Annotated in this window: 14 protein-coding genes; 5 read left to right on the top strand and 9 right to left on the bottom strand. The window is 54.3% G+C overall.

The features are described 5' to 3' along the window. Positions 1–39: 39 nt before the first annotated feature. Entirely contained in the window at positions 40–3363 is a 3324-nt protein-coding gene (locus EBAPG3_RS11345) for a bifunctional diguanylate cyclase/phosphodiesterase (RefSeq protein ID WP_004174744.1), read from the bottom strand. 693 nt (positions 3364–4056) lie between these two features. Here EBAPG3_RS11345 and EBAPG3_RS15040 point away from each other — a divergent pair. After that, positions 4057–4398 carry a hypothetical protein gene (locus tag EBAPG3_RS15040; RefSeq protein ID WP_161493798.1) on the top strand — a complete coding sequence of 114 codons (342 nt, stop codon included), beginning with the start codon at positions 4057–4059 and terminating at the stop codon, positions 4396–4398. 95 nt (positions 4399–4493) lie between these two features. Here the strand turns inward: EBAPG3_RS15040 and EBAPG3_RS11335 are convergent, their stop codons facing one another. After that, a complete protein-coding gene (locus EBAPG3_RS11335; protein WP_004174739.1) occupies positions 4494–6161 on the bottom strand; it encodes a SagB/ThcOx family dehydrogenase in 1668 nt (555 codons plus the stop codon). Positions 6162–6350: 189 nt separating this feature from the next. On the opposite strand from EBAPG3_RS11335, the gene EBAPG3_RS11330 reads away from it, so the two are divergent. After that, positions 6351–7475, top strand: coding sequence for an NAD(P)/FAD-dependent oxidoreductase (locus EBAPG3_RS11330; RefSeq protein WP_040851163.1), 1125 nt, complete (start codon positions 6351–6353; stop codon positions 7473–7475). A gap of 337 nt (positions 7476–7812) precedes the next feature. On the opposite strand, the gene EBAPG3_RS11325 is transcribed toward EBAPG3_RS11330, so the two are convergent. The 3 genes from EBAPG3_RS11325 to EBAPG3_RS11315 form a co-directional block, all read right to left on the bottom strand. Next, positions 7813–8019, bottom strand: a complete 207-nt coding sequence (locus EBAPG3_RS11325; protein WP_004174735.1) for a YbdD/YjiX family protein — start codon at positions 8017–8019, stop codon at positions 7813–7815. 11 nt (positions 8020–8030) lie between these two features. Beyond that, positions 8031–10103 carry a carbon starvation CstA family protein gene (locus tag EBAPG3_RS11320; protein ID WP_004174733.1) on the bottom strand — a complete coding sequence of 691 codons (2073 nt, stop codon included), beginning with the start codon at positions 10101–10103 and terminating at the stop codon, positions 8031–8033. Between the two features lie 232 nt (positions 10104–10335). Next, the gene (locus tag EBAPG3_RS11315) at positions 10336–10860 is read right to left on the bottom strand and encodes a glycine-rich domain-containing protein (RefSeq protein ID WP_227869205.1); all 525 of its coding nucleotides are present in this window, start codon (positions 10858–10860) and stop codon (positions 10336–10338) included. A gap of 485 nt (positions 10861–11345) precedes the next feature. Here EBAPG3_RS11315 and EBAPG3_RS11310 point away from each other — a divergent pair, with 485 nt between their 5' ends. Together EBAPG3_RS11310 and EBAPG3_RS11305 are read left to right on the top strand one after the other, a co-directional pair. Beyond that, complete coding sequence (locus EBAPG3_RS11310) at positions 11346–12722, top strand: cache domain-containing protein (protein WP_040851161.1); 1377 nt, start codon at positions 11346–11348, stop codon at positions 12720–12722. A 12-nt stretch (positions 12723–12734) separates the two neighbouring features. Then, positions 12735–13376 carry a response regulator gene (locus EBAPG3_RS11305; protein ID WP_004174724.1) on the top strand — a complete coding sequence of 214 codons (642 nt, stop codon included), beginning with the start codon at positions 12735–12737 and terminating at the stop codon, positions 13374–13376. 119 nt (positions 13377–13495) lie between these two features. Here EBAPG3_RS11305 and EBAPG3_RS11300 read toward each other — a convergent pair whose 3' ends face one another. Both EBAPG3_RS11300 and EBAPG3_RS11295 read right to left on the bottom strand, forming a co-directional pair. After that, positions 13496–14062 (bottom strand): DNA-3-methyladenine glycosylase, encoded by a 567-nt coding sequence (locus EBAPG3_RS11300; RefSeq protein WP_040851174.1) that lies wholly within the window; start codon positions 14060–14062, stop codon positions 13496–13498. 129 nt (positions 14063–14191) lie between these two features. After that, entirely contained in the window at positions 14192–15157 is a 966-nt protein-coding gene (locus EBAPG3_RS11295) for a tetratricopeptide repeat protein (protein ID WP_004174721.1), read from the bottom strand. 222 nt (positions 15158–15379) lie between these two features. Here EBAPG3_RS11295 and EBAPG3_RS11290 point away from each other — a divergent pair, with 222 nt between their 5' ends. Then, positions 15380–16267 carry a DMT family transporter gene (locus EBAPG3_RS11290; protein ID WP_004174719.1) on the top strand — a complete coding sequence of 296 codons (888 nt, stop codon included), beginning with the start codon at positions 15380–15382 and terminating at the stop codon, positions 16265–16267. A 126-nt stretch (positions 16268–16393) separates the two neighbouring features. Here the strand turns inward: EBAPG3_RS11290 and EBAPG3_RS11285 are convergent, their stop codons facing one another. Continuing rightward, positions 16394–18988 carry a tetratricopeptide repeat protein gene (locus EBAPG3_RS11285; RefSeq protein WP_081607221.1) on the bottom strand — a complete coding sequence of 865 codons (2595 nt, stop codon included), beginning with the start codon at positions 18986–18988 and terminating at the stop codon, positions 16394–16396. 322 nt (positions 18989–19310) lie between these two features. Further along, positions 19311–20000 (bottom strand): PEP-CTERM sorting domain-containing protein, encoded by a 690-nt coding sequence (locus EBAPG3_RS11280; protein WP_004174717.1) that lies wholly within the window; start codon positions 19998–20000, stop codon positions 19311–19313. Positions 20001–20488: the final 488 nt, after the last annotated feature.

The raw sequence follows: 20488 nt of genomic DNA, 5'->3' as shown, positions 1-20488 counted from the left end.
GGTGGTTTGCGGTGATTGGCATGTTCCGGGCCAAGGCGATCAGGATTTGTTTTGTATGCGTTGTTTCCATGCCGCAACCCATGCTTCAAACTCCTTCGCTTCCATGGGGCGGGCATACAGATAGCCCTGACCTTCCTTGCATAGAATCCTCTGTAGAAATTCCGCCTGCGCTTCAGTCTCCACACCTTCGGCGATGATACGCAAGCCGAGGCTGAGTCCCATCGCCACAATGGCGGCTGCGATGGCTTCAGCATCGATATTTCCCGGCAGGTCACGCACAAAGGACTGATCGATCTTGAGACGGTCCACTGTGAACTGCCGCAAATATGAGAGACTTGAGTAGCCGGTACCAAAATCGTCGATTGCCACCTTTACCCCCAAGGCCTCCAATTCCTGCAACTTCTGCTCCGTTGAGTGGATACCCTGCATTACCACGCTTTCGGTGAGTTCGAGTTCCAAGTGGTCTGGGGATATGCCAGATACATTAATTGCGCGCTGCACGACTCTCACGAAGTCGTTTTGGCGAAACTGGATCGCCGAAACATTCACTGAGATGCTTGCATCAAGGAGGCCACGGTCGCGCCACTGTTGCGCTTGCCGGCAAGCATCAACCAGTATCCATTCCCCGATCACGAGAATCAGTCCGCTGTCTTCCGCGATAGGGATAAAGCGCGCCGGTGCGATCAATCCCTGCGTCGGGTGCCGCCAGCGCATCAGTACCTCCGCACCGATGATGCGGTTGGTTGCAAGTTCGATCTGGGGCTGATACACCATAAAAATTTCTCCGCGCTGGGCGGCTCCGCGCAGATCGTGTTCAAGACTGAGACGTTCTATTGCCCGCGCTGTCATGTCGTCGGAATAGAACTGATACCGGTTCCGACCCGCTTCCTTGGCGCTGTACATCGAGGCGTCCGCGTTGCGGAGCAGGACATTCGGCTGCGTCCCGTTATCCGGATAGATGCAGATCCCGACACTCGCAGTCACCTGCAGTTCATGTCCCTCGACTCCATACGGCTGCGATAGACCTGTGATAAGCTTATCGGCCACACGCGCGGCATCCTCCGTCGCCCCGATTTGGCTCAAGAGAACAACAAACTCGTCGCCACCCACTCGGCTTACAGTGTCAACGCTGCGCACTGACGTTTGCATGCGTTGCGCAGCCGCCTTCAACAATTGATCACCAATATCATGTCCCAGCGAATCATTGATCGGCTTGAATCGATCAAGGTCGACGAACAATACAGCGAGACGGGTGGATTGCCGTTCGGCGTGCTTTATCGCAACCCGCATGCGGTCTGCGAGTAGTGCGCGGTTGGGAAGCCCGGTGAGCGAGTCGTAGTGTGCGAGATTCAGGATACGCCGTTCCGACGCCTTGCGTTCGGTGATATCGCGCGCCAGGACAATGAAACGCGGGTCGTGACCGGGATCAACATGCTTGCGGGAAACCGAAAGCTCAAACCACAGCTTGCCTTGGGCAAATTCCAGTTCCAGTTGTTTGCCGGACGACAGGCCCTTTTCCCGGGCTTCCAGCAATGCCGATACAATAATATCCACTGCGCTGGAGGGAAGGATGTCAGAAATTTTTTTCCCGAGCAGATCTTCAACAGGCGCGGCCGGCAAATCGGTGCGTGCGGAATGATAGTCGTGACAGCGTCCATTCAGATCGAGCTCGAACAGCAGGTCGGGTATGGCGTCCAGTGTGGCTTGCAGCTGGTTCTGTACCGCCAGGGCTTCAGATTTCCGGCGCTCTTGCTCGGTGATGTCGCGGAACATGGCGACGAAGTAATCCACCTTGCCATCGTTCCTGCGCACGCATTTGACATTTATGTTCGCAAGGACAATCGAGCCATCCTCGCGGATGTAGCGCTTGTTCCTCGTGTAACCTTCCGATTCCCCGCGTTTGACTTTCTCGAATTCAATGAGATCTTTTTCGATATCCTCGGGGTGCGTCATCTCTACCCAGTTCTTGACGGCAAGTTCTTCGCGCGAATAACCGAGAATCTCGCATAACCGGTCGTTGAACCGCAGCCAGCGCTTGCTATCGGGGGAGATAATTGCCATGCCGATGAATGGCAACTCATAAAAATACTTGAGAAGCTTGTCCTGCTCCGCGGTATGGACGAGCAACGCCAGCTGGTGAGCGCGCCGCTGCTGGCGCCATAACAGCCATACCGCTCCACTTACCGCGGCAATGGCCAGTAAAATGATTATGCCGACCCAGTAAACCAGGGTCCAGAGATATGTCAGCACTTCGCTGCGGTCGATCTTGGATATCAGGTGCCAGCCGGTGCCTGTCATAGGCCGGTACGCGGCCAGGACCGCTTCCCCGCGGTAGTCGATTCCATAAGCCGTGCCACCGTGCTGCTCGCGCGCGGCAGCGGCCGCCGGCAGGTCTTTGCTGGCGATCACCGAGTGGCTGGAAGCGGTGGCCCGCTGGCCAAGGCCTTCCTGGTGGCGCCTGCTATTAAGATAAGTAATGGTTTTCCCTTGCCGGCGTACCAGCAGGGTTTCCGCGCTGAGGCTGTTAACCGGCCATTTTCCGACAAGAGGGAGCAGGAATCGCTCGAGATTCGCGCGCAAAACCACAACGGCTACAGCTTGCTGGCTGATTGCCTCGGGAACCAGCGGCACTACAATATCCAGCCGGGCTATTCCGTTTTCGTCCAGGAACAGATCGCTGCTCTGTATCTGTTTTGTCCGCAACGCGGCGGGCAGCAACGCCTGGGTAACGGCCGGGAGTTCATATTGTTCGCCTAGCGTCAGTAGAGGGCGGCCTTCCGTGTTCATCAGCAGCACAGACTCGTAGCTATAGGCTTTCTGAACAGCCTCCAGCCGGTTGCGGATGAGCTGGTGCAGGTGCGGATCCATTTTGTGGCGCATATTCGCGACCCGCTCAATAAGCGCCTGGCTCACCGCTATGGCTTCCGCATCACTGTGCCGCTCCGTCAACCAAAGCTCGACCTGTTCCGCCTTGAGGTCAACGATCGTTTGTAGATCAGCGTAGGCTTTGCGTTCTATTTCCGGACCATATACCTTGATGATGCCGATACTTATCAAGGGGGCCACCATCGCCAGAGCGGCAAACATGAGCAGTAATCGATTCGACCAGAAATGACCTGAATCCAGGTTTGCATCCATCAGGCCGGCGGGGTTTGCCCGCACCCGCACCCGCTCCCGCTTGAGCAGGAGATAAAACAGACCGCTGCTCATTACAACAAGAGCCAGTTCTTTCGCTATGTAGGCACGACTCCGCAGGATTGGATCGTCAACGGTGAGAGAAATCAGATAGCCGGCGACTACCAGCCAAAGTAAGGAAAAGGCGGTATAGAGCAAAACGATCAGCCACGAGGGACGATTCCTCATTTAACGGCTGCGGAATGAGAAAACTTTAGCATCGGGTTTCACGATAAGCCCGGTATTTTCAGGGTGTTGATCGATTTATGGTCCAGTTGATAATTATCCCCCTTAAGCCCGCAAAACGTCCGCACAAGACGGGGCGAGCAAAATGTTTGAATTATTATGCGGCCGCATCTTATACTTTATAGCCTATTGCGGAGGAGGATGATGAAGAACAGAAAGGATGCGGTTCCTGGATACAGGGCAAGGCATATAATCAGCCCGATTATCGCCGTTGTATGTGCTCTGCCTCTTCTGCACATTCCACCTGCCGGCGCATTTGTTGTGGATTCCTGCCGAAGGATTCTTGCGGAGGGATTTTACAATGACTATGCCAGGAGTAATGCCCGATTTAGAGATCAGGCGATGTATGCGCAACTTTGTTCATCAAAGTTTCAACATGCCCGGCAAGCAATAAATCGCGCACAGCAATCCGGTCCCGATAACTCATTTGGTTTTTCTTATGGACTTTTTAGTCAAAGCGAAAGCGGCCCAAGCCCAGGCAGGCATTCCCCCGATGGTTCATTGAGTGAAGATCGATTCAATCAGTGGAAGAGTGCGTATTGTTCGAAGAATTCGCTGGCAGACTCATCCAGGGCGGCCGAGTTTCTGATGCAGAAAGTCGTTCCCCGGTCTGTGGCAAACGCGTGGTCCGCATGCATGCAAAAGCGCGAAGGCCTTACATGCTGGGCCACGCCACAGAATAAAGAGATCATGCTGAATGTCAATTGGACAAAGACCGGTTCTTTACAACCTCAGGTGTCGCATTCCTATCTGACAAGAGGTGCCGTTTCCAAGTTCGAGGGTGCCGATATTCGCAGGATTTTGCCGGTGGGCTACAAGTTGAATCCGGAGACATTGCAAATTCCTATCGCGAGGGAGACGGATAGGGCAGTTGTCGCCTCCATCCAGGTGAACCATGAGGGGGTGGAACATAGTTGTAACGTCTTTATCCCGGGTGAGCGCGATTTTGCGCTGACAACGCCTTTCGTGGCAAGATAAATTGACTGCCATCCCAGGTCTCATCGAGATGAGCCTGGGTCAGGGGGAGCGTCACGGTTTGCTTTTCCGCACGGTACACGAGGCCGGGACGGGAGTCAGTTTCGGGTATCGTATGGAGGCAGGGTCATCAGGCGGGGGTCTTCAATTGGCCCGCCCACCGTGAAGTGATACAGGCTCTGCCAGCAGTGGTTTTCGATTCCAAGCAGCGCGTGCATTTCATCATCGAAAAAACAGCCGATGCCAGTGGCGCGTATGCCGGCTGCTTCGGCTTCGAGATAAAGCACCTGACCGAGCATGCCGCACTCCCAGAAAAGGTGACGGTAACGCCAGGGTTCATTCGCCGCGATTGAGAACCGTGTCAGCATTCCTAGTGCAAAACATGAGTCGGCCGCGATGCTCTGGTGACAGCAGATCGACTTTGCGACATCGCGCAGATCGTGAACGAGCAGCCTATAGAGGGGCAGATGGTCCGGGCCGGTTTTCTGCCACAGCCAGTCGGCGCGCATGGCTCGCTTCATGTCCTGCTGGATCGCCGGATCTCTCAGGAATATATAAAGTCCCGGTTTGAGGTCAATCACCCGGTGTACCAAAAAGACTGGGTGCACCATGCCCTGGGATGACGCCAGCGAATTCCATGGCGGCCCCGAACAGCTTGGCCCCAGGCACTCCAGCATGTTGAAAAAAGCTGAAGCGGCAATATGCGTGGTGCCGTCGAAGGATGTCGCGCTACGGCGTTGCCGCGCAATCCGGGAGAAACCCAGGTCGGCGGCAGGCTCGCCTTTTGGCGGGATATGGGCAGGGCAGGGCTGCGCAGAGTAACGCGATTCATGTACAGGTGGAGTATGAGCCTTGTGTGTTGCACGATGAATCGAATCGATTTCCGGCCATGGCACATGGACTCTGCTCAATAGATTGGCATATCCATACCATTCGGCATGATTCCCATTTTTCGGCAAGGCTTGCAGCAGATGTCCCAGATCAGGCTGCATATCAGGATCACCGATCCAGAGCAGGGCATCGGCTGCTTCCGGTTCGGCGGATGCGGTGGCAGACCCGGTATCCATAGGATGGTGCAGTCCCAGCAAAGCAGCTATCTCATTGTCCCCCGCTGAAAAAACCAGCCGGGTCTGCCATCCAAGGGCCGCCGCCGCGTAGCTCACTGCGGCGATGGCATGACCGCAGTCGTGCTGGCAATACCGCCAGGCACGCATGCCATACTTCCATGCTTCCCGCCAGCAGATCGAAGTCAGGCCAATCAGGATGCCACCACCCGCAAAGGCCTCTGCCCATCCTGGACTATCGACTACGGTACGTTGTTCAAGCACATGATCGCGGCTCAAGTAGTGATAGACACCTGCCGGTAAGCCTTCCAGGGGCGGGCATAGCATATAGCCCTCCGTAGGATGCAGGTTTCCGCTCGAAGGATTGCAACGCAGCGCCCATCTGCTGCCGGCATATGACTTCCATGCCGAGAGACCGAGCGAGAGTTCGAAGAGAATTGCAAGGTTGTTGACATTGAAATTGCCTGGAGCTGGCAATTGACCGCGGCGTATGTCGTTGTATCGGGTGCCAAGGGTATCCACCGCCAAAGGAAGCTTGACCCGCGGCGCATCGCGAAATTCCCGGAATGGATTTGGTTGGCTTGCCCAATCGAGTGTACCAGGACCGGGTGCATATCGATTGATGCGGTGCTTGCTGCGTTCATGATATTCAAGCAATGCTTGCCATCGCTCGGTATCCGGGTCGGTCTCTGATTGGGTCATGGATGCCTGATTATCTTAAATTCAGGATAATTTACCAAACTATAAGCGGCCGTATCAGGTTTCTTTCGTATGAAATCATATTAGGGGAGAATAGGCCTCAGCCAGCGTGCCAATCCCTATCCCAAGATATGATGGCTATGATTATGGTAGCTTACTGTTTGCTTAATAATTCATTTATTATTCCGATCCATGTCCGGAGGTAGCCAGAACATTGAGGCCATTGTCGCCGGAGGCGGGCCGGCTGGTGGAATATGTGCGCTTGCGCTCGCGCATGGAGGCGCGCGCGTATGCCTGGTGCATTGGGACGGCTACAGCACAGGCGGTATCGAGCTCGTGTCCGGCCGCGCGCGGCGCATGATTGAACAATATTGCCCCGGCTTTTTCCGGCAGGATAATGCCGGAACAGGAGGCGTGGAAGTCCATGAAACAATCTCGCTGTGGGGTACTTCCGAACCGGTTGCATTAAGCGCGATGTTTAATCCATGGGGTCCCGGTGTCGCGGTGGAGCGCATACTTTTTGATCAAGCGTTGCGCGATCTGGCTGCTGCTGCGGGTGTGTCGGTCATTGCGGACACCAAAGTTACGAATATCGAACGCCGCAACGACCAATGGCAGCTTTTCCTGCGCTCGGGGGAAGCCGAATGCATTCCGGTATGTGCCCGTTTTCTGGTTCTTGCGACCGGCCGTGCGGCGGCACGCTTTTTCGATACGTCACCGCGGGGCGAATCATCCCGGATTGCGCTGATGGCGCCATTAAGTCCGCTCTGCGATGTACCGGATCATGCGCTCTACATCGAGGCCAGGGATAACGGCTGGTGGTATGCGTTACCCAGCGGGGATGGCGGTCATTTTGCCGGCTTTTGCACCAGCCGGGATGAGATCAAGCGGCGGCGCGCATCCCTGCGGGAATTTTTTTTTGGAGAGCTTCGGGGTACGCGGCTGCTTGCTCCTCTACTCGGTGGTCCGGGAGCCGAACTTAACCCGCATATAACCGGGCGCGTGGCTGGTGTACGTGGATTCGGCAAGGCGGCTGGGAGCGGCTGGATTGCCGTCGGCGACGCGGCTTATGCGCCTGATCCCCTCAGCGGCATGGGAATCGAACTGGCGATAGAATCCGCGCGACTGGGTGCGCATGCATTGCTGGGGGCAATGCGGGAGACCGGAAAGGAGACAGGGAAGCGGGATGTATTTGTGGAGTATGAAGACGCAATACGCGAGTGCGCCAATCAACACGATAAAGTGGCAGCTCGCCATTATGGGAGCCTTACCCCCGTCGCCCCTGAAATACCCCTATTTAACCCGCATAAATATTAAGACATAGGGTATGCACGGTTTGACGAAATTCACTAGAATCGGGATATTTTCCCCTGATCGGGGAATTCATGAGACGGAACGAAGCGGCTCAAGACTTATCCTGGCAGAGTGATACGTGACGTCGAGTCCAAGCACAAGTTGACGGTTGCGTCAATGCAACGTGCACAGGACTCCGCCAGGCAAGCGGCTGTTTGAATCTGGCCCGCGCATTCACACCCAATGGGGTCACGGCAGAGGTTTGCAACCTCTTATGCAGAAGCGCGACGCAAATAGTCCTCGATTAATGATGGCTGTTTTGCTAAAGACAGGGTTTTTAGGGATGACTATTTAAGAGTTCTTAGCAACATCTACTGACCTTGCCGCCATACCGCGCTTCCTGACGCTCCCGGAAGAACTCCTGATAAGACATGACCGGCTGATCCGGATGCGCGGTTTTCATGTGATTGACATAAGTACTGTATTCGGGCACGCCCACCATCAGTCGCATGCTCTGCCCGAGATAGCGCGCCGCCCTGGTAATGCCGGTAATTCTTCTAGTTAGCATGGATGGGCACCTCAAGTTCCGGGTGCCGCTTCGATCGGCAATAGCTCGAACGGTGCCTCCTTGGCTGTGGGCCGGGCGGTACTGCGTGCGCGCACCACCGTGCGGATACCGAATCCCAGCATGCTGATCAACACCAGCATGAACAGCCCCGCCAGTGATGCATTGACGTAATCGTTAACAATCACCTGTTGCATCTGTTCCACGGATTTGGCTGGCGCCAAAAGTGTGCCATCCGCGAGCGCCTCCTTGTATTTTCTCGCATGCGCCAGAAAACCGATACGCGGATTGGCATCGAAGATCTTCTGCCAGGCGGCGGTCAAGGTGCAGACCAGCACCCAGGCGGCGGGTATGATCGTGACCCAGGCGAAACGGTCATGCTTCATCTTGAACAGCACACATGTGCAGAGAATCAGCGCAATACCGGCCAGCATCTGGTTGGAGATGCCAAACAACGGCCACAAGGTATTGATTCCCCCCAGCGGATCGACCACACCCTGATACAGAAAATAGCCCCAGCCCGCGACACAAATCGCAGTGGCGATCAGGCTGGCAATCACCGAATCGGTACGTTTCATCGATGGAATGAATGTACCCAGCAAGTCTTGCAGCATGAAGCGCCCGGCACGTGTGCCTGCGTCGACCGCCGTCAGGATGAAAAGCGCCTCGAACAGGATGGCGAAGTGATACCAGAACGCCATCATTGTCCGGCCGCCCATCACATCCGACAGGATTTGCGCCATGCCCACCGCCAGCGTCGGCGCACCGCCGGTACGGGAAATGATGGTGTGCTCCCCCACATCCCGCGCGGTCTGGGTAATCATCTCGGGGGTGACATAAAAACCCCATTGCGAGATGGCTTGTGTGGCCGATTCCGCCGTGGTGCCGATGATCGCGGCCGGGCTGTTCATGGCAAAGTACACCCCGGGTTCGATGGTGGAGGCGGCAACCAGGGCCATGATGGCGACAAATGATTCCATCAGCATGGCCCCGTAGCCGATGAAGCGGGCATCGCTTTCGTTCCGGATCATCTTGGGCGTGGTGCCGGAGGAAATGAGCGAGTGAAAACCGGATACCGCGCCGCAGGCGATGGTAATGAACAGGAAGGGAAACAGGCTGCCCGACCAGACTGGGCCGGAGCCATCCACAAACTGTGTAAATGCCGGCATCTTGAGTTCCGGCGAAATGAAGATGACACCGATTGCCAAGCCGACGATAGTGCCGATCTTCAGGAACGTGGACAGGTAGTCGCGTGGCGCCAGCAACAGCCAGACCGGCAGCACGGACGCAATGAAGCCATAGGCAATCAGCATCCAGGTGAGCTGCTCTCCGGTCAGGGTGAATATGGCGGCCATTGAGGGTATCTCCTGTACATACTGCCCCGCGACGATCGACAGCATCAGTAAAACAAAGCCAATCAGCGAAACCTCACCAATCGCGCCAGGCCGGATAAAGCGCGCGTAAACCCCCATGAACAAGGCAATCGGAATGGTTGCAGCTACGGTGAAGGTGCCCCAGGGTGATTCCGCCAGCGCCTTGACCACGATCAGCGCCAGTACTGCCAGCAGGATCAGCATGATGAAGAATGTGCCGAACAGGGCGATCATGCCGGGTATCTGCCCCAGTTCCGACTTGATCAGATCGCCCAGCGAACGGCCATCGCGCCGGGTGGAAACAAACAGCACAATGAAATCCTGTACCGCGCCGGCGAACACGACGCCGGCCAACAGCCAAAGCATGCCAGGCATGTAGCCCATCTGCGCGGCCAGTATCGGTCCGACGAGCGGTCCGGCGCCCGCAATGGCGGCAAAATGATGCCCGAACAATACATATCTGTTGGTCGGTACATAATCCAGACCGTCATTGAATTTGTAAGCGGGGGTCATGCGGGTGACATCCAGCCTCAGCACTCGCCTGGCAATGAACTGGCTGTAAAAACGATAAGCAATCGTATAAACGCAGACCGTGGCGATCACGATCCATATTGCGCCGATGGATTCGCCGTGATGCAATGCGATATATGCGAATGCGAAGGCGCCAAGGACGGCGAATGCGAGCCAGCCAAGTTTAGTGGTTAAATGACTCATTCCTTCTCCCAGGATTTAAAATTTTTTCTGTGCAAGAATTATTTCGTGATTCGGATAGCGAGCTGACCGAGCGGACTGATGAGTTATCGCTGCAATTGCGATGGTAATCCCGTTAATAAGTATTTTACTGGCGAATTCCAACTTTCATCCACGAATACCTTTTGATCGCCCTTCAATACGCCTGCCAGCCGCGCTTCGGCATGCTGACTTCGCCGGTCTTGAACTGAACGCTTTAGCAACCGCCCCCGCACCCGCCGCAGCCTCCTCCGCCGCAACCGGCGTTTCCATTGGCGGCATAGTCATTATCCAGCGAGTGCATAAAGCCATCCGGAATATTCAGTGCAGCGTCGATTGCAAACAGAAATGGTAGCCGGGAGGGTGCCTTCTGATCTATTCCCTCCCACTCACAAGCCAGAAGCCATGCTTTTTTCATGCCATTCCCAATTCCGATCGTGGAGGTCATTCCAGCAGCCGGCGTGTGGTGCAGGAAGCGGCCTATTCCATGTTGGCAAAATTCCTCGTAGTCTCGCGTGAATAATATGAATTCATGCCACGCGACATCCACAACCCGCGACGGCATCGAAACAGTTTCACGAGCGGCCTTATTGCATAACTGGAAGTATTGCCGGAGTCCCTGCATGATTAACAGCAATTGATCATCCGATAGGTGCGGATAACATTTCCCGACTTGTTCTTTGACTGAAGCAGGAAACTGATAGACATCAATGAAGGCGGCGCGCCGTTCTTGCCGCCTCATCCCTATCCAATTGCTCCAAAATAGATAAGCGGCAGGCATGATACTGATAAAAAACCAGGCGTTCGGGCTTCGTGTTAAGGATTGAATCGCATAAAATACCGGAACGCCTGTAATACAGCCAATAATCAACCAGCTTATGACCGTCTCGCTGAATGAGTTTGTTTTTGGTTTGACTCCCAGCGGGTCCAAGAGAATTGCCGCTTTTATCGTTGTATCCTCGTGAATATCATCCATACCGTTTCTCCCAAGGTTATGTCAGTAAAAATTTACCGGTAATCCTGTGCAATCCTATGTTCCACGGATCGGTATGCGGCGTTAAACTTTTGCCGCATTTCTATTCCGGTTAAAGAATATCCTCGCCGCATTCCAATATCTGTTGGGAGAAAGTATTGAGCAATTCAGGGTGCGATGCATCCCATTAAGGATGAACCGAACTAATCCTTTGGATGAGGTGCGCAATGAATGGCGTCGTATACTGATATACCATGAGACTACGAAATAAAATCATCTTGTATGCGATTGTGCCGCTCATGCTGGCGCTTTTTGCAATTGCCGTCACCGTGTATTGTCGGGCAACGCTATTGGGGCAGTTGCAGCGCGCATCGATCGAGCGCTCCTACAAGGACAGTAAAGACGCCGAACTAAGGAATTACATTGCCTTGGCTGAACAATCCATAGCTCACCTTTATGATTCAGGCCGGAGCGATGCTGACACGATAAACGAAGCCAAGCGTATCCTGGCAAACCTGAATTACGGGCCTGATGGTTATTTCTTTCTGTTCAATCTCCAGGGGGAAGTACTAATGCATCCGCGCCAGCCCGAACTGATTGGCCGGAATCTGTGGGATTTAAAAGATGCCAACGGTAATCCGGCAATCCAGAAGCTGGTTACACGTGCACGCCAAGGTGGCGGTTTTGAAGACTATATGTGGAAAAAACCGTCAAGTCACAACAACGTTTCTGAACGCAAGCGCGCATATGTCGTAGTGCTGAAAAACTGGGACTGGGTATTGGGCACAGGGGTATATCTGGATGATGTCGATGATGTATTGGCCAAAATCGATGCGCAGGTTTCTCTCAACATCTTCAACACAATGCTCTGGATCGGCGCTATTGCAACCCTTAGCTTAACGGCGATAGTCTGGGGTTTGATGCTGAATATCAGACGGCGCGATGAAGCGGATACCAAGCTTGGTGTGGCGGAAATGAAGCTTCGCGGGTTGGCGCAGGGTATCATCAATGCACAGGAAGAAGAACGCTCCAGAATAGCCAGGGAGCTGCATGATGGCGTTAAACCCATGCTTGTGGTCATCAAGATGAAGATTGAAATTGGCCTCGCCAAGCTGCAAGGAATGACCCGGCAATTGGTAGCATCGCAAATCATCTTCAAGGAAGCGACGGAATTGGCGAAAGATACCTTGGAAGAGCTTGACCGGATCATACACGATATTATTCCTATCGATCTCGAGCGCCTTGGATTGGTGGAGGCGCTAGCCCGGCTTGTGCTCAACATGAGATGCGATTCGACCCGGATCAAGCTTTCCGCTGCGGAAGAAGCCGGGGAATTGGCCATTGCCGCCAGAACAGTCTTGTTCCGGGTTGCGCAAACGGCCTTGCACAATGTCGTGCGACACGCTTCCGCCCGCAATGTGACGATGTGTCTGGAGCGCGACACGCACTGTGTCAGGCTAACTATCCGCGATGATGGCAGGGGATTTGATGTGAATCGTATTCATGATGATTCAAATCGCGGTTTTGGCCTGCGCAACATGGAACTAAGGCTGGAAGCGGTTGGTGGGAGATTTAGCATCATGTCGTCTTCCGGCGGCACAACGGTGCTCGCCACCATTCCTCTCGGTTAGATATCCGCTCCCATGTCCACTGAATCAATTGTCAAGATAATGATTGTGGAGGATCAACCCATTGTCATTCACGGGTTATGTCAGTTTCTTGACATCGTGCCCGCGTTCAAGGTGGTTGCCACGGCCAGAAACACAGATGAAGCGCGCCGTCATATACAAAATCTGGGAATTGATTTGGTGATAATGGATATTCGTCTACAGTCCGACATCGATGGCATCGATTTGACCGCCGAGTTCAGAACTCAATTTGAAAACCTGATCGTTCTGATATATAGCGATGAAAAGTATGTGGAGTTCGTGCGGCGGGCATTACGGGCCGGTGCTCGTGGTTATCTGCTGAAGGGTTCAGGCATAGAAAAAATCAAATCGGCGATCGATACAGTCATGGATGGCAGTATATATCTGGACGGAGGGCTGCCTGTAAGGCCGGATCCCGAGGTTGATCCTTTGACCGCGCGCGAGGAAGAGATCCTGCGGCTTGTGGCGAAGTGGAAGACGACAAAGCAGATTGCCTATGAGCTTAAGCTCGCTGACGCCACAGTAAAATCTCATAAGCAAAATATCATGGCGAAACTTTATCTCAGTGGCCTCAATGAGCTGGAGAGAGAGGCCATACGGCGTTATGGCAATCCGGATGATCGTGGAACGGGCTAGCGCTGGCGATACCGCTTATGCAGGTTTTGCGGATTTATGGCGCTGTCCGGACATGGAACGAGGGTAGGGATCAGAAGCTTTTGATATAACCGGCTTGGAATTCTTTTTCTTGATCCCACTCAACGAAATGGACGGCTCAGGAAGCGAGATCCGGAAAGTCCGAATCGCCAAGGTATATCTTTCGCTTTTGAAATACCAATGCGCGGACCTGTGATGATGGAAATCTCTTCCGCTAAAGGCAGGAGCTGGAATGGTGGCGTATCTATCTGCATGCCACTATGCGCATCGGTGATGCCGAGTGCCTGGCAGACGCGCCCCGGTCCGGAACAAAGCAGGCGTGGATGGTCAAGCCCACGTCTTGCGCGCATGACCTCCAGCCCTGCAAGCGGTTCGATCGCGCGGATTAATACGCCGGCACCATGTCCATCCGCGCGGCAAACGAAATTGAGACACCAGTGGATGCCGTATGAGCGATATATATAGGCTCGACAGGGCGGACCGAACATTACCCTGTTGCGTTTAGTCGGGCCGCCAAAGCTGTGCGAGGCGGGATCTTCGTGATCATAGGCTTCTGTCTCGACAATCCGGCCTCCGACTCCATCGACAAGCAAGATCGTGCCTATCAGGGATCGCGCTACATCAACGGATGGGGCGGAGAAATCAATAAATTGGGGGATTGTGATCATGAGCGCAATTTTATATGGAGCGCTTCTGGAATCCAAATTTGTGTTGTCCGTCTTACGGATGGGAGTGAGTGAGATAGGATCACCGGATTGAGTTACCTGGTTGCGCTGCACTGGTCCGAACCTAAGAATTTATCGGCGCATTGCCCATATTCTTGATGCACGTTTTTCCAGCGGTTTTGCCTGGCTTGGCTGGTGGGTATCACGGTATAGAGCCGCCAGGCTTTTCAGGCTTATGGCTACAGCGGGGTGATTCGGACCAAAATTGTTTTCATTTATTTTCAGCGCGCGCTTATAGAGCCGCTCGGCCTGAGCATACTGCTCTTGACCGCGATAGAGCGCCGCGAGGTTGTGCAGGCTGGTGGCCATATCGGGATGATTTGGACCCAGCGTCTTTTTTGAAATGGCCAAGGCACGCTGGAGGAGGGGCTCGGCCTCGGCATACTGCCTCTGGGCGAGGTGCAGCAATGCCAGGTTATTCAGATTCGTTGCTACATCGGGATGATCCGGGCCCAGGATCTGCTCGTCAATCGCCAATGCACGTGCGAGAAGTGCCGCTGCCGTCTCATGCTGTCCCTGCGCGCGGTATACTTCCGCCAAATTGTTCAGACAGGTTGCCACATCGGGATGATTCGGACCGGATATCTTCTCAGAAATCTCCAGCGCGCGCTGGAGAAGTTGCTCGGCTCGCATATACCGCGCCTGATCAGAGTAAAGCGATGCCAGATTGTGGAGGCTCGTGGCAACATCGGGGTGAGCCGGCCCCAGCGCTTTTTCGCAAATTGCCAATGCGCGTTCCAGAAGGGCGGCTGCCACCCTCAGGTGCCCCTGAGCATGGCGAACCTCCGCCAGATTGTTCAGGCATGCGGCTAAATCGAGATCATGTGCGCCATGTGTCCGTTCCCAAAACCGCAGGGCTTCCTGAAGAAGTGTTTCGGCTTCGGCATATTTTCCCTCGGCGTAACATCGCACGGCCAGATTATTTTGTCCAGTGGCTACCTTGGGATGGTCTGGCCCAAATGCTTCTTCAGCCGCTCGCAGCGCACTCCTCGCCGCGACAATAAAGCGCGCATGGTCCTCCCCCTTATCAGGCTTCACTCTACCTCCACGCAGATCATTTTACTTGGAAGGCTATTTAACTAGGGATTAGGAAGCATGGATAGCTGTAATATCTTACAGGTATGCGGGACCCTGGGGATTTGGGCAGCGTGGGCAAGAGTTTCGTGAAAAGCGGGGATACGTACTTTTATCTTGAGGGTTTCCTGATTGCCGATTAACGCCATTTCAAACACAAAAGAAAAATTATCGGCGCCAGCCCTGATGATCGGCGCAACCTTGTTTTTCGCGACCATGGGCATGTGTGTCAAGTTTGCGTCGGCCAACTACGGTACGGGTGAGATCGTGTTCTATCGGGGTATCGTTGGCGCTGCGATGATTGCGCTGATCACGCGTGCGTCAGGCGAAACGCTTCGCACTCGCCTGCCGGCGATGCATGCCTGGAGGAGCCTGACCGGCGTCAGTGCGCTTGGCCTCTGGTTTTACGCGATAGGCGAACTGCCCCTTGCCACCGCGGTGACACTAAATTACATGTCCCCGATTTGGATGGCGCTGTTGCTCGTTGGCGGTTCGGTTCTCATCGGCGCCAGCCGCGTCGACACACGCCTGGTATGCACCGTGCTTGTGGGATTTGTGGGTGTGATCTGCATCCTTCAACCTACCATGGAGCGTCATCAATTATGGGGCGGGCTGATGGGGTTGCTATCGGGTTTGCTTGCTGCCATGGCCTATTTGCAGGTGACCGCGCTTGGCAGGGCGGGTGAGCCGGAGGTGCGCATCGTATTTTATTTCTCGGTGGGCAGCATTTGCGCAGGCGCCCTGGAGACGTCATTTATTAGTGGATGGCATGCCCATACCTTGCACGGCCTTGGAGTACTGTTCGCGGTGGGCGTATTGGCGACGCTGGCGCAGTTGATGATGACGCGTGCCTATAGGATCGGCGGCACGCTTGTCAATGCCAGCCTGCAATACCTAGGCATCGGCTGGTCCTTGTTGTATGGCATTCTGCTGTTTGACGACCCGATCACCGGGTTGGCGCTGCTGGGCATGGGTTTGATTGCGATGGCGGGTATCGCCGCCGCGCGGTTGCGTCAGGTTGTGACGGCCAAAAATCCGATGACAAAATCGGAGGCTCATTCAGAGATTCCTTAGCTTGGATATTTCGTCCCCGAGGACTGGCGGTACCCGCTGGATTTAACCTTTATTGACTAAATGTCGTTATCCACGCTGTTCACGATAATATTCGCCGGCCTGGCGCGGTATCCGGGTCAGGTTTTGTTAACCGTGCCTTTGTACCCAGAACTGGTACATGCCAGTAAAGGTATCCGGGTTCGCAGTCTCGAACAGGTGCCAGCTATCGAGATCAGTATGCGATTGATCGGCGGGAAAGCGTACCGCATATTGGTTGATGACGCCGGGATCGAGGGAAAATCCGACGAAGACCAGATTCAGTTCTTTGAGACTTTTTTTGAGCTGGGGTAGCGTGTAGCGATGCTCCTGAACATGAAACAGCAGATCGCGACATTCGCTCATTCCATAAAAATCTCTGGCCGACAAAATTTGCTTGAATCGAGCGGCATTCTCCATCGACATCAAGTCCTGACGGCATCGGCGAATGTCTTCCGGGACCGGCCGATACCCGTGGCCGATAACGAAATTTTGTGCAGCAGTTTCATTCTGACGCGCATACTCGCTGTAGAAGCCCAAACGCATGAATCCACCGGGCCGTAATAACGAAAGTAATTGACGCCATCCTGCTATCGGGTCTGCAAGATGGTGCAGTACACCCACCGATTCTATGATGTCAAACCTTCTTTCAGTCGAGCCGAGAGCCATGATGTCGGCCTGTGCATACTCGATGTTTCCCAGGCCGGCTTCCCGGGTTTTTCTTTTGGCATAGCAGAGGCTCGTCAAGCTCAGGTCGACAGCAAGAACTTTGGCGTTCTGATATCGCTGAGCTGTTGCAATCGAATGCTGACCGGTCCCACATCCAGCTATTAGAATGTCGAGTGTTTCATTCTTCTTGTTCCCGATTTTGTCAACCGGGTTCATTGGCTTGAACTGCGAAAAAGGAAGCCGTTCGCGCAGATAGGCATCGATCGAGATGGCTCTGTCGCCCGGTGCCGATTTGACCCATCTCGGATAAGGATTTTCTTCGTATTGCTTCTGCACCAGACGGGATGTCTCGTCCGTGATGGGGGTCAAGCGCGGGATGAGGTCGCGATATTGCCGCTCTTCCAGGGGTTCGCGCGCTTGTTGGACCAACAATCCGGCGACGGCATCAGGCCAGGATTGATCCAACAGGCTTTCAATGAATGGCAAGGCAATCAGCGGAAAGTAGGCGGCTACCGCCACCAGCCATAATACGGGGACACGTGACCCGGCCGCCAGCGCCGCGGCAACGCGTTCCCGTAGAAGTTGAGCGCAGGTGGATTCTTTGCCGGAACAGTCAAATATGTATTCATTGATGAAGCACTGCCGCGCCAATGCGCAATAAAAAGCCAGAATTCTTTCTTCCGCTACAGGGCATTTTTTTTCGCTGATCGCTTCGTCAAGCAGGGCATTTCTTGCCATGGTGAGAAAACGTTCCAGTTCCATATCGCAGACCGTCGTATTTTCCAGCAAACGATGAAGCAGCACGTCATCGCAAATCGAAGCGAAGGCGAATGCACCAGGCGGGCCCAGCAGCTCATGCTGCGATAATTCGGCTGGCCATGCGCTAGTGGCCCGGGTTATGCATTCCTTGATGCCCGGATGCAGCTTGACCAGCGATATGGCCGGGTTCGCAAGGTCGGCTGGCCGCTCCCACGGTTCGGATATGGCTCTGGCAACAAGGAAGCGGATATCGGGAATTTCATGCGTAAAGTAGATGTTTTTTATGCATTGCGCGAATCCGCTCTTGATTTCCGGGCTTTCCCTGATTTGTAACGCGCGCTGGTAACTCGTGATCGCTTCGTCCAGCTTGCCTTGCTCCCTGAGCGCATTGCCCAAATTGCTGCATGCCTCCGCATAATCCGGCCTGTGGGAAAGCGCGTTGCGATAACTGGCGATTGATTCATCCAGCTTGCCTTGCTCCCTGAGCGCATTTCCCAAGTTGCTGTGCGCCTCGGCAAAATGCGGTTTTAGCTGGAGCGCCTTGCTAAAACTGATGATTGCTTCGTTCAGCCTGCCTTGTGTGTTCAACACATTCCCCAGGTTGCAGTATGCCTCGGCAAAATCAGTCTTGTGCGTGAGTGCGCTGCGATAGCTGGCAATGGCCTCATCCGGCGTGCCCTGTTCGTTCAGCGCATTCCCCAGGAGGCAATGTATTTCGGCAAAATCCGGTTTGAGCGTAAGCGCTTTGCGATAGCTGGCAATGGCCTCATCCAGCTTGCCCTGTCCCTTGAGCGCATTCCCCAAATTGGCGTACACTTCTGCGAAACCCGGCGCAAGCGAGAGCGCTTTGCGGTAACTGGCAACCGCTTCCTCCAGCCTGCCCTGATCCTTGAGTGCGTTTCCCAGGTTGCTATGTGCCTCCGCATAGTCCGGTTTGAACGCAAGCGCCTTGCCGATAAGTTCGATGGCGATCTCATTCTTGCCCATTTGCCTTGCAATAAGTCCCAGGAAGTGCAGCGCGCCAGGATGGTCCGGCGCTGCCTGAAGTATCTGTCGATAGATAGCCTCCGCCCAGGGCAAATTTCCCGCCTGGTGATATCCAATCGCGGTCTGGAAATATTCAGGAATAGATGGATCAGGCAACCCCTTGGCGCGCCTATTGACCAAGCGCGTCGCTACCGTCAGAGTGGTTGAGGTTTCCTCGAATTGCTGGCAGCAGTGCTTGTATTTCCTGCCACTGTTGCAGGGGCATGGATCGTTCCGCGAAATTTTTTTCATGGGGTCATAAGCGCAAAAGCTATGGCTCGAAACGGTGTGGATGGGGTCGAACCCAGACATCTTTGCTTTAAATCCGATACCCTCCACCTTCTTTTACCCTTTTGGAGGGTAACCCAAACAGCGCTTTCAATTCAAGTCATCTGCGTTGGTAGTGCTGCAGCTTGTGATAACCCACTACGGTACTCACGCATCTGAGGAAGAGTGCCGCTATGAGTATGTTGGAATTTCGAAAGCTCGCGATGCCGGGCCTCAAGAAAAAACCCGCCGCAGCGGGTTTAGCATTCTGGAAATGACAATATCCCGCGCTATGGGCCGGGCTGTCTCAATATCGGACAAGCTCCCGCCGACGCCGATGTACGGCGGCGAGACCCAGGAATCCGAGACCGAGAAGCGCCAGCGTGGCGGGCTCGGGAACACTTGCGGGTAACGCCGCGGATGGCTCGGGTGTTGGCATGAACACTTGCTGATGGGTCAGACCGGCGTTGCCGATATTTAAATGGCCAGAGGCGGCGAGCTGCGAATAAACGCCATTACTATTCAATGTTTTTATGTCCCAGTTCTTTCCCTGCATGCTGAGCTCAAAGGAATGCCCGTTGAGCGAAAAGTCTCGCACAAAATCCAAGCCGTTGAACACGCCGTTTTTAAACTGGATAGCGGGTCCATCCTGGGTATTCGCATCACCGAAATAGAATTCCAGTGGATTACCACCGAGGATGATATCGAAGATCAGATCGTTCGAGGCTCCGGCGACCGACGCCAGCGGTACGCTTATGATTCCGCTGCCCGCTCCAGGCGTGAGATTCGCGTCGAACAGTAAATGGCCGCCAACAAAGCCTTCAGGACAACCGCTGCATGTATTTGTTTTTTGCAGTCCCAAGTCACTGCCAAACTTGGTCACATTGGTGACCTCGCCCGAGAAATTCGCCGTGGAATATATGGGTAATGCCTGCGCAGATGATGCGGTGGCGAGGACAAGTGCCAAGATGCTGGTCGGTCCGGATAGTTTGCTCATTTTTTTCCCTGTGGGGTCGACGTGGATAAAAGTTACTTATCCCGCATCTTACGGATTTCGGGCGTATTTCCTATTGGACTGAAGTACACTCTGGACTCAAAAAAAGTCATCCGTAGAGCCCCGTCCTCCTAGGGATAACGACAAAAGTGATGGAGATCGTTGAAATATGGTTCCCGTATAACCGCGTTCGGCTATACCAGACTCCAGCGCTCGGGTGGTAAAAGCCTCCCGGCGTTTCGATCAGCAGCGGGTCATTAGCCTGAAGGCATCTTGTGAGCAATTATCGTCTCGTAGACGATACGTGTGCCGCCTGTGGGAGTAACTCACATACTTTCCAAATGAGCTTTTTTCGTGGATTGATCTCCGTCATGCAGGATATATCCCATTAGCACAACGTCTGGATTCTTGAATTATCGGGTTACGCTGCGCACCTGATGTGCCAGTACTTAGAGCCGGATCAATAGGCACGGTTTTCTGGCAGGCGGCAA

Source organism: Nitrosospira lacus, from assembly GCF_000355765.4.
Lineage (GTDB): Bacteria > Pseudomonadota > Gammaproteobacteria > Burkholderiales > Nitrosomonadaceae > Nitrosospira > Nitrosospira lacus.
The sequence above is the reverse complement of the archived record's forward strand: the minus strand, read 5'-3'. Positions and strand labels throughout refer to the sequence as shown.

Bases quoted from the DNA above. Each gene is read 5' to 3' on its own strand.
- EBAPG3_RS11345 (WP_004174744.1), bottom strand. From the start codon at position 3,363: ATGAGGAATCGTCCCTCGTGGCTGATCGTTTTGCTCTATACCGCCTTT.
- EBAPG3_RS11285 (WP_081607221.1), bottom strand. From the start codon at position 18,988: ATGAAAAAAATTTCGCGGAACGATCCATGCCCCTGCAACAGTGGCAGG.
- EBAPG3_RS11315 (WP_227869205.1), bottom strand. From the start codon at position 10,860: ATGAGGCGGCAAGAACGGCGCGCCGCCTTCATTGATGTCTATCAGTTT.
- EBAPG3_RS11325 (WP_004174735.1), bottom strand. From the start codon at position 8,019: ATGCTAACTAGAAGAATTACCGGCATTACCAGGGCGGCGCGCTATCTC.
- EBAPG3_RS11310 (WP_040851161.1), top strand. From the start codon at position 11,346: ATGAGACTACGAAATAAAATCATCTTGTATGCGATTGTGCCGCTCATG.
- EBAPG3_RS11335 (WP_004174739.1), bottom strand. From the start codon at position 6,161: ATGACCCAATCAGAGACCGACCCGGATACCGAGCGATGGCAAGCATTG.
- EBAPG3_RS11290 (WP_004174719.1), top strand. From the start codon at position 15,380: ATGATCGGCGCAACCTTGTTTTTCGCGACCATGGGCATGTGTGTCAAG.
- EBAPG3_RS11280 (WP_004174717.1), bottom strand. From the start codon at position 20,000: ATGAGCAAACTATCCGGACCGACCAGCATCTTGGCACTTGTCCTCGCC.
- EBAPG3_RS11320 (WP_004174733.1), bottom strand. From the start codon at position 10,103: ATGAGTCATTTAACCACTAAACTTGGCTGGCTCGCATTCGCCGTCCTT.
- EBAPG3_RS11305 (WP_004174724.1), top strand. From the start codon at position 12,735: ATGTCCACTGAATCAATTGTCAAGATAATGATTGTGGAGGATCAACCC.
- EBAPG3_RS15040 (WP_161493798.1), top strand. From the start codon at position 4,057: ATGCAAAAGCGCGAAGGCCTTACATGCTGGGCCACGCCACAGAATAAA.
- EBAPG3_RS11330 (WP_040851163.1), top strand. From the start codon at position 6,351: ATGTCCGGAGGTAGCCAGAACATTGAGGCCATTGTCGCCGGAGGCGGG.
- EBAPG3_RS11300 (WP_040851174.1), bottom strand. From the start codon at position 14,062: ATGATCACAATCCCCCAATTTATTGATTTCTCCGCCCCATCCGTTGAT.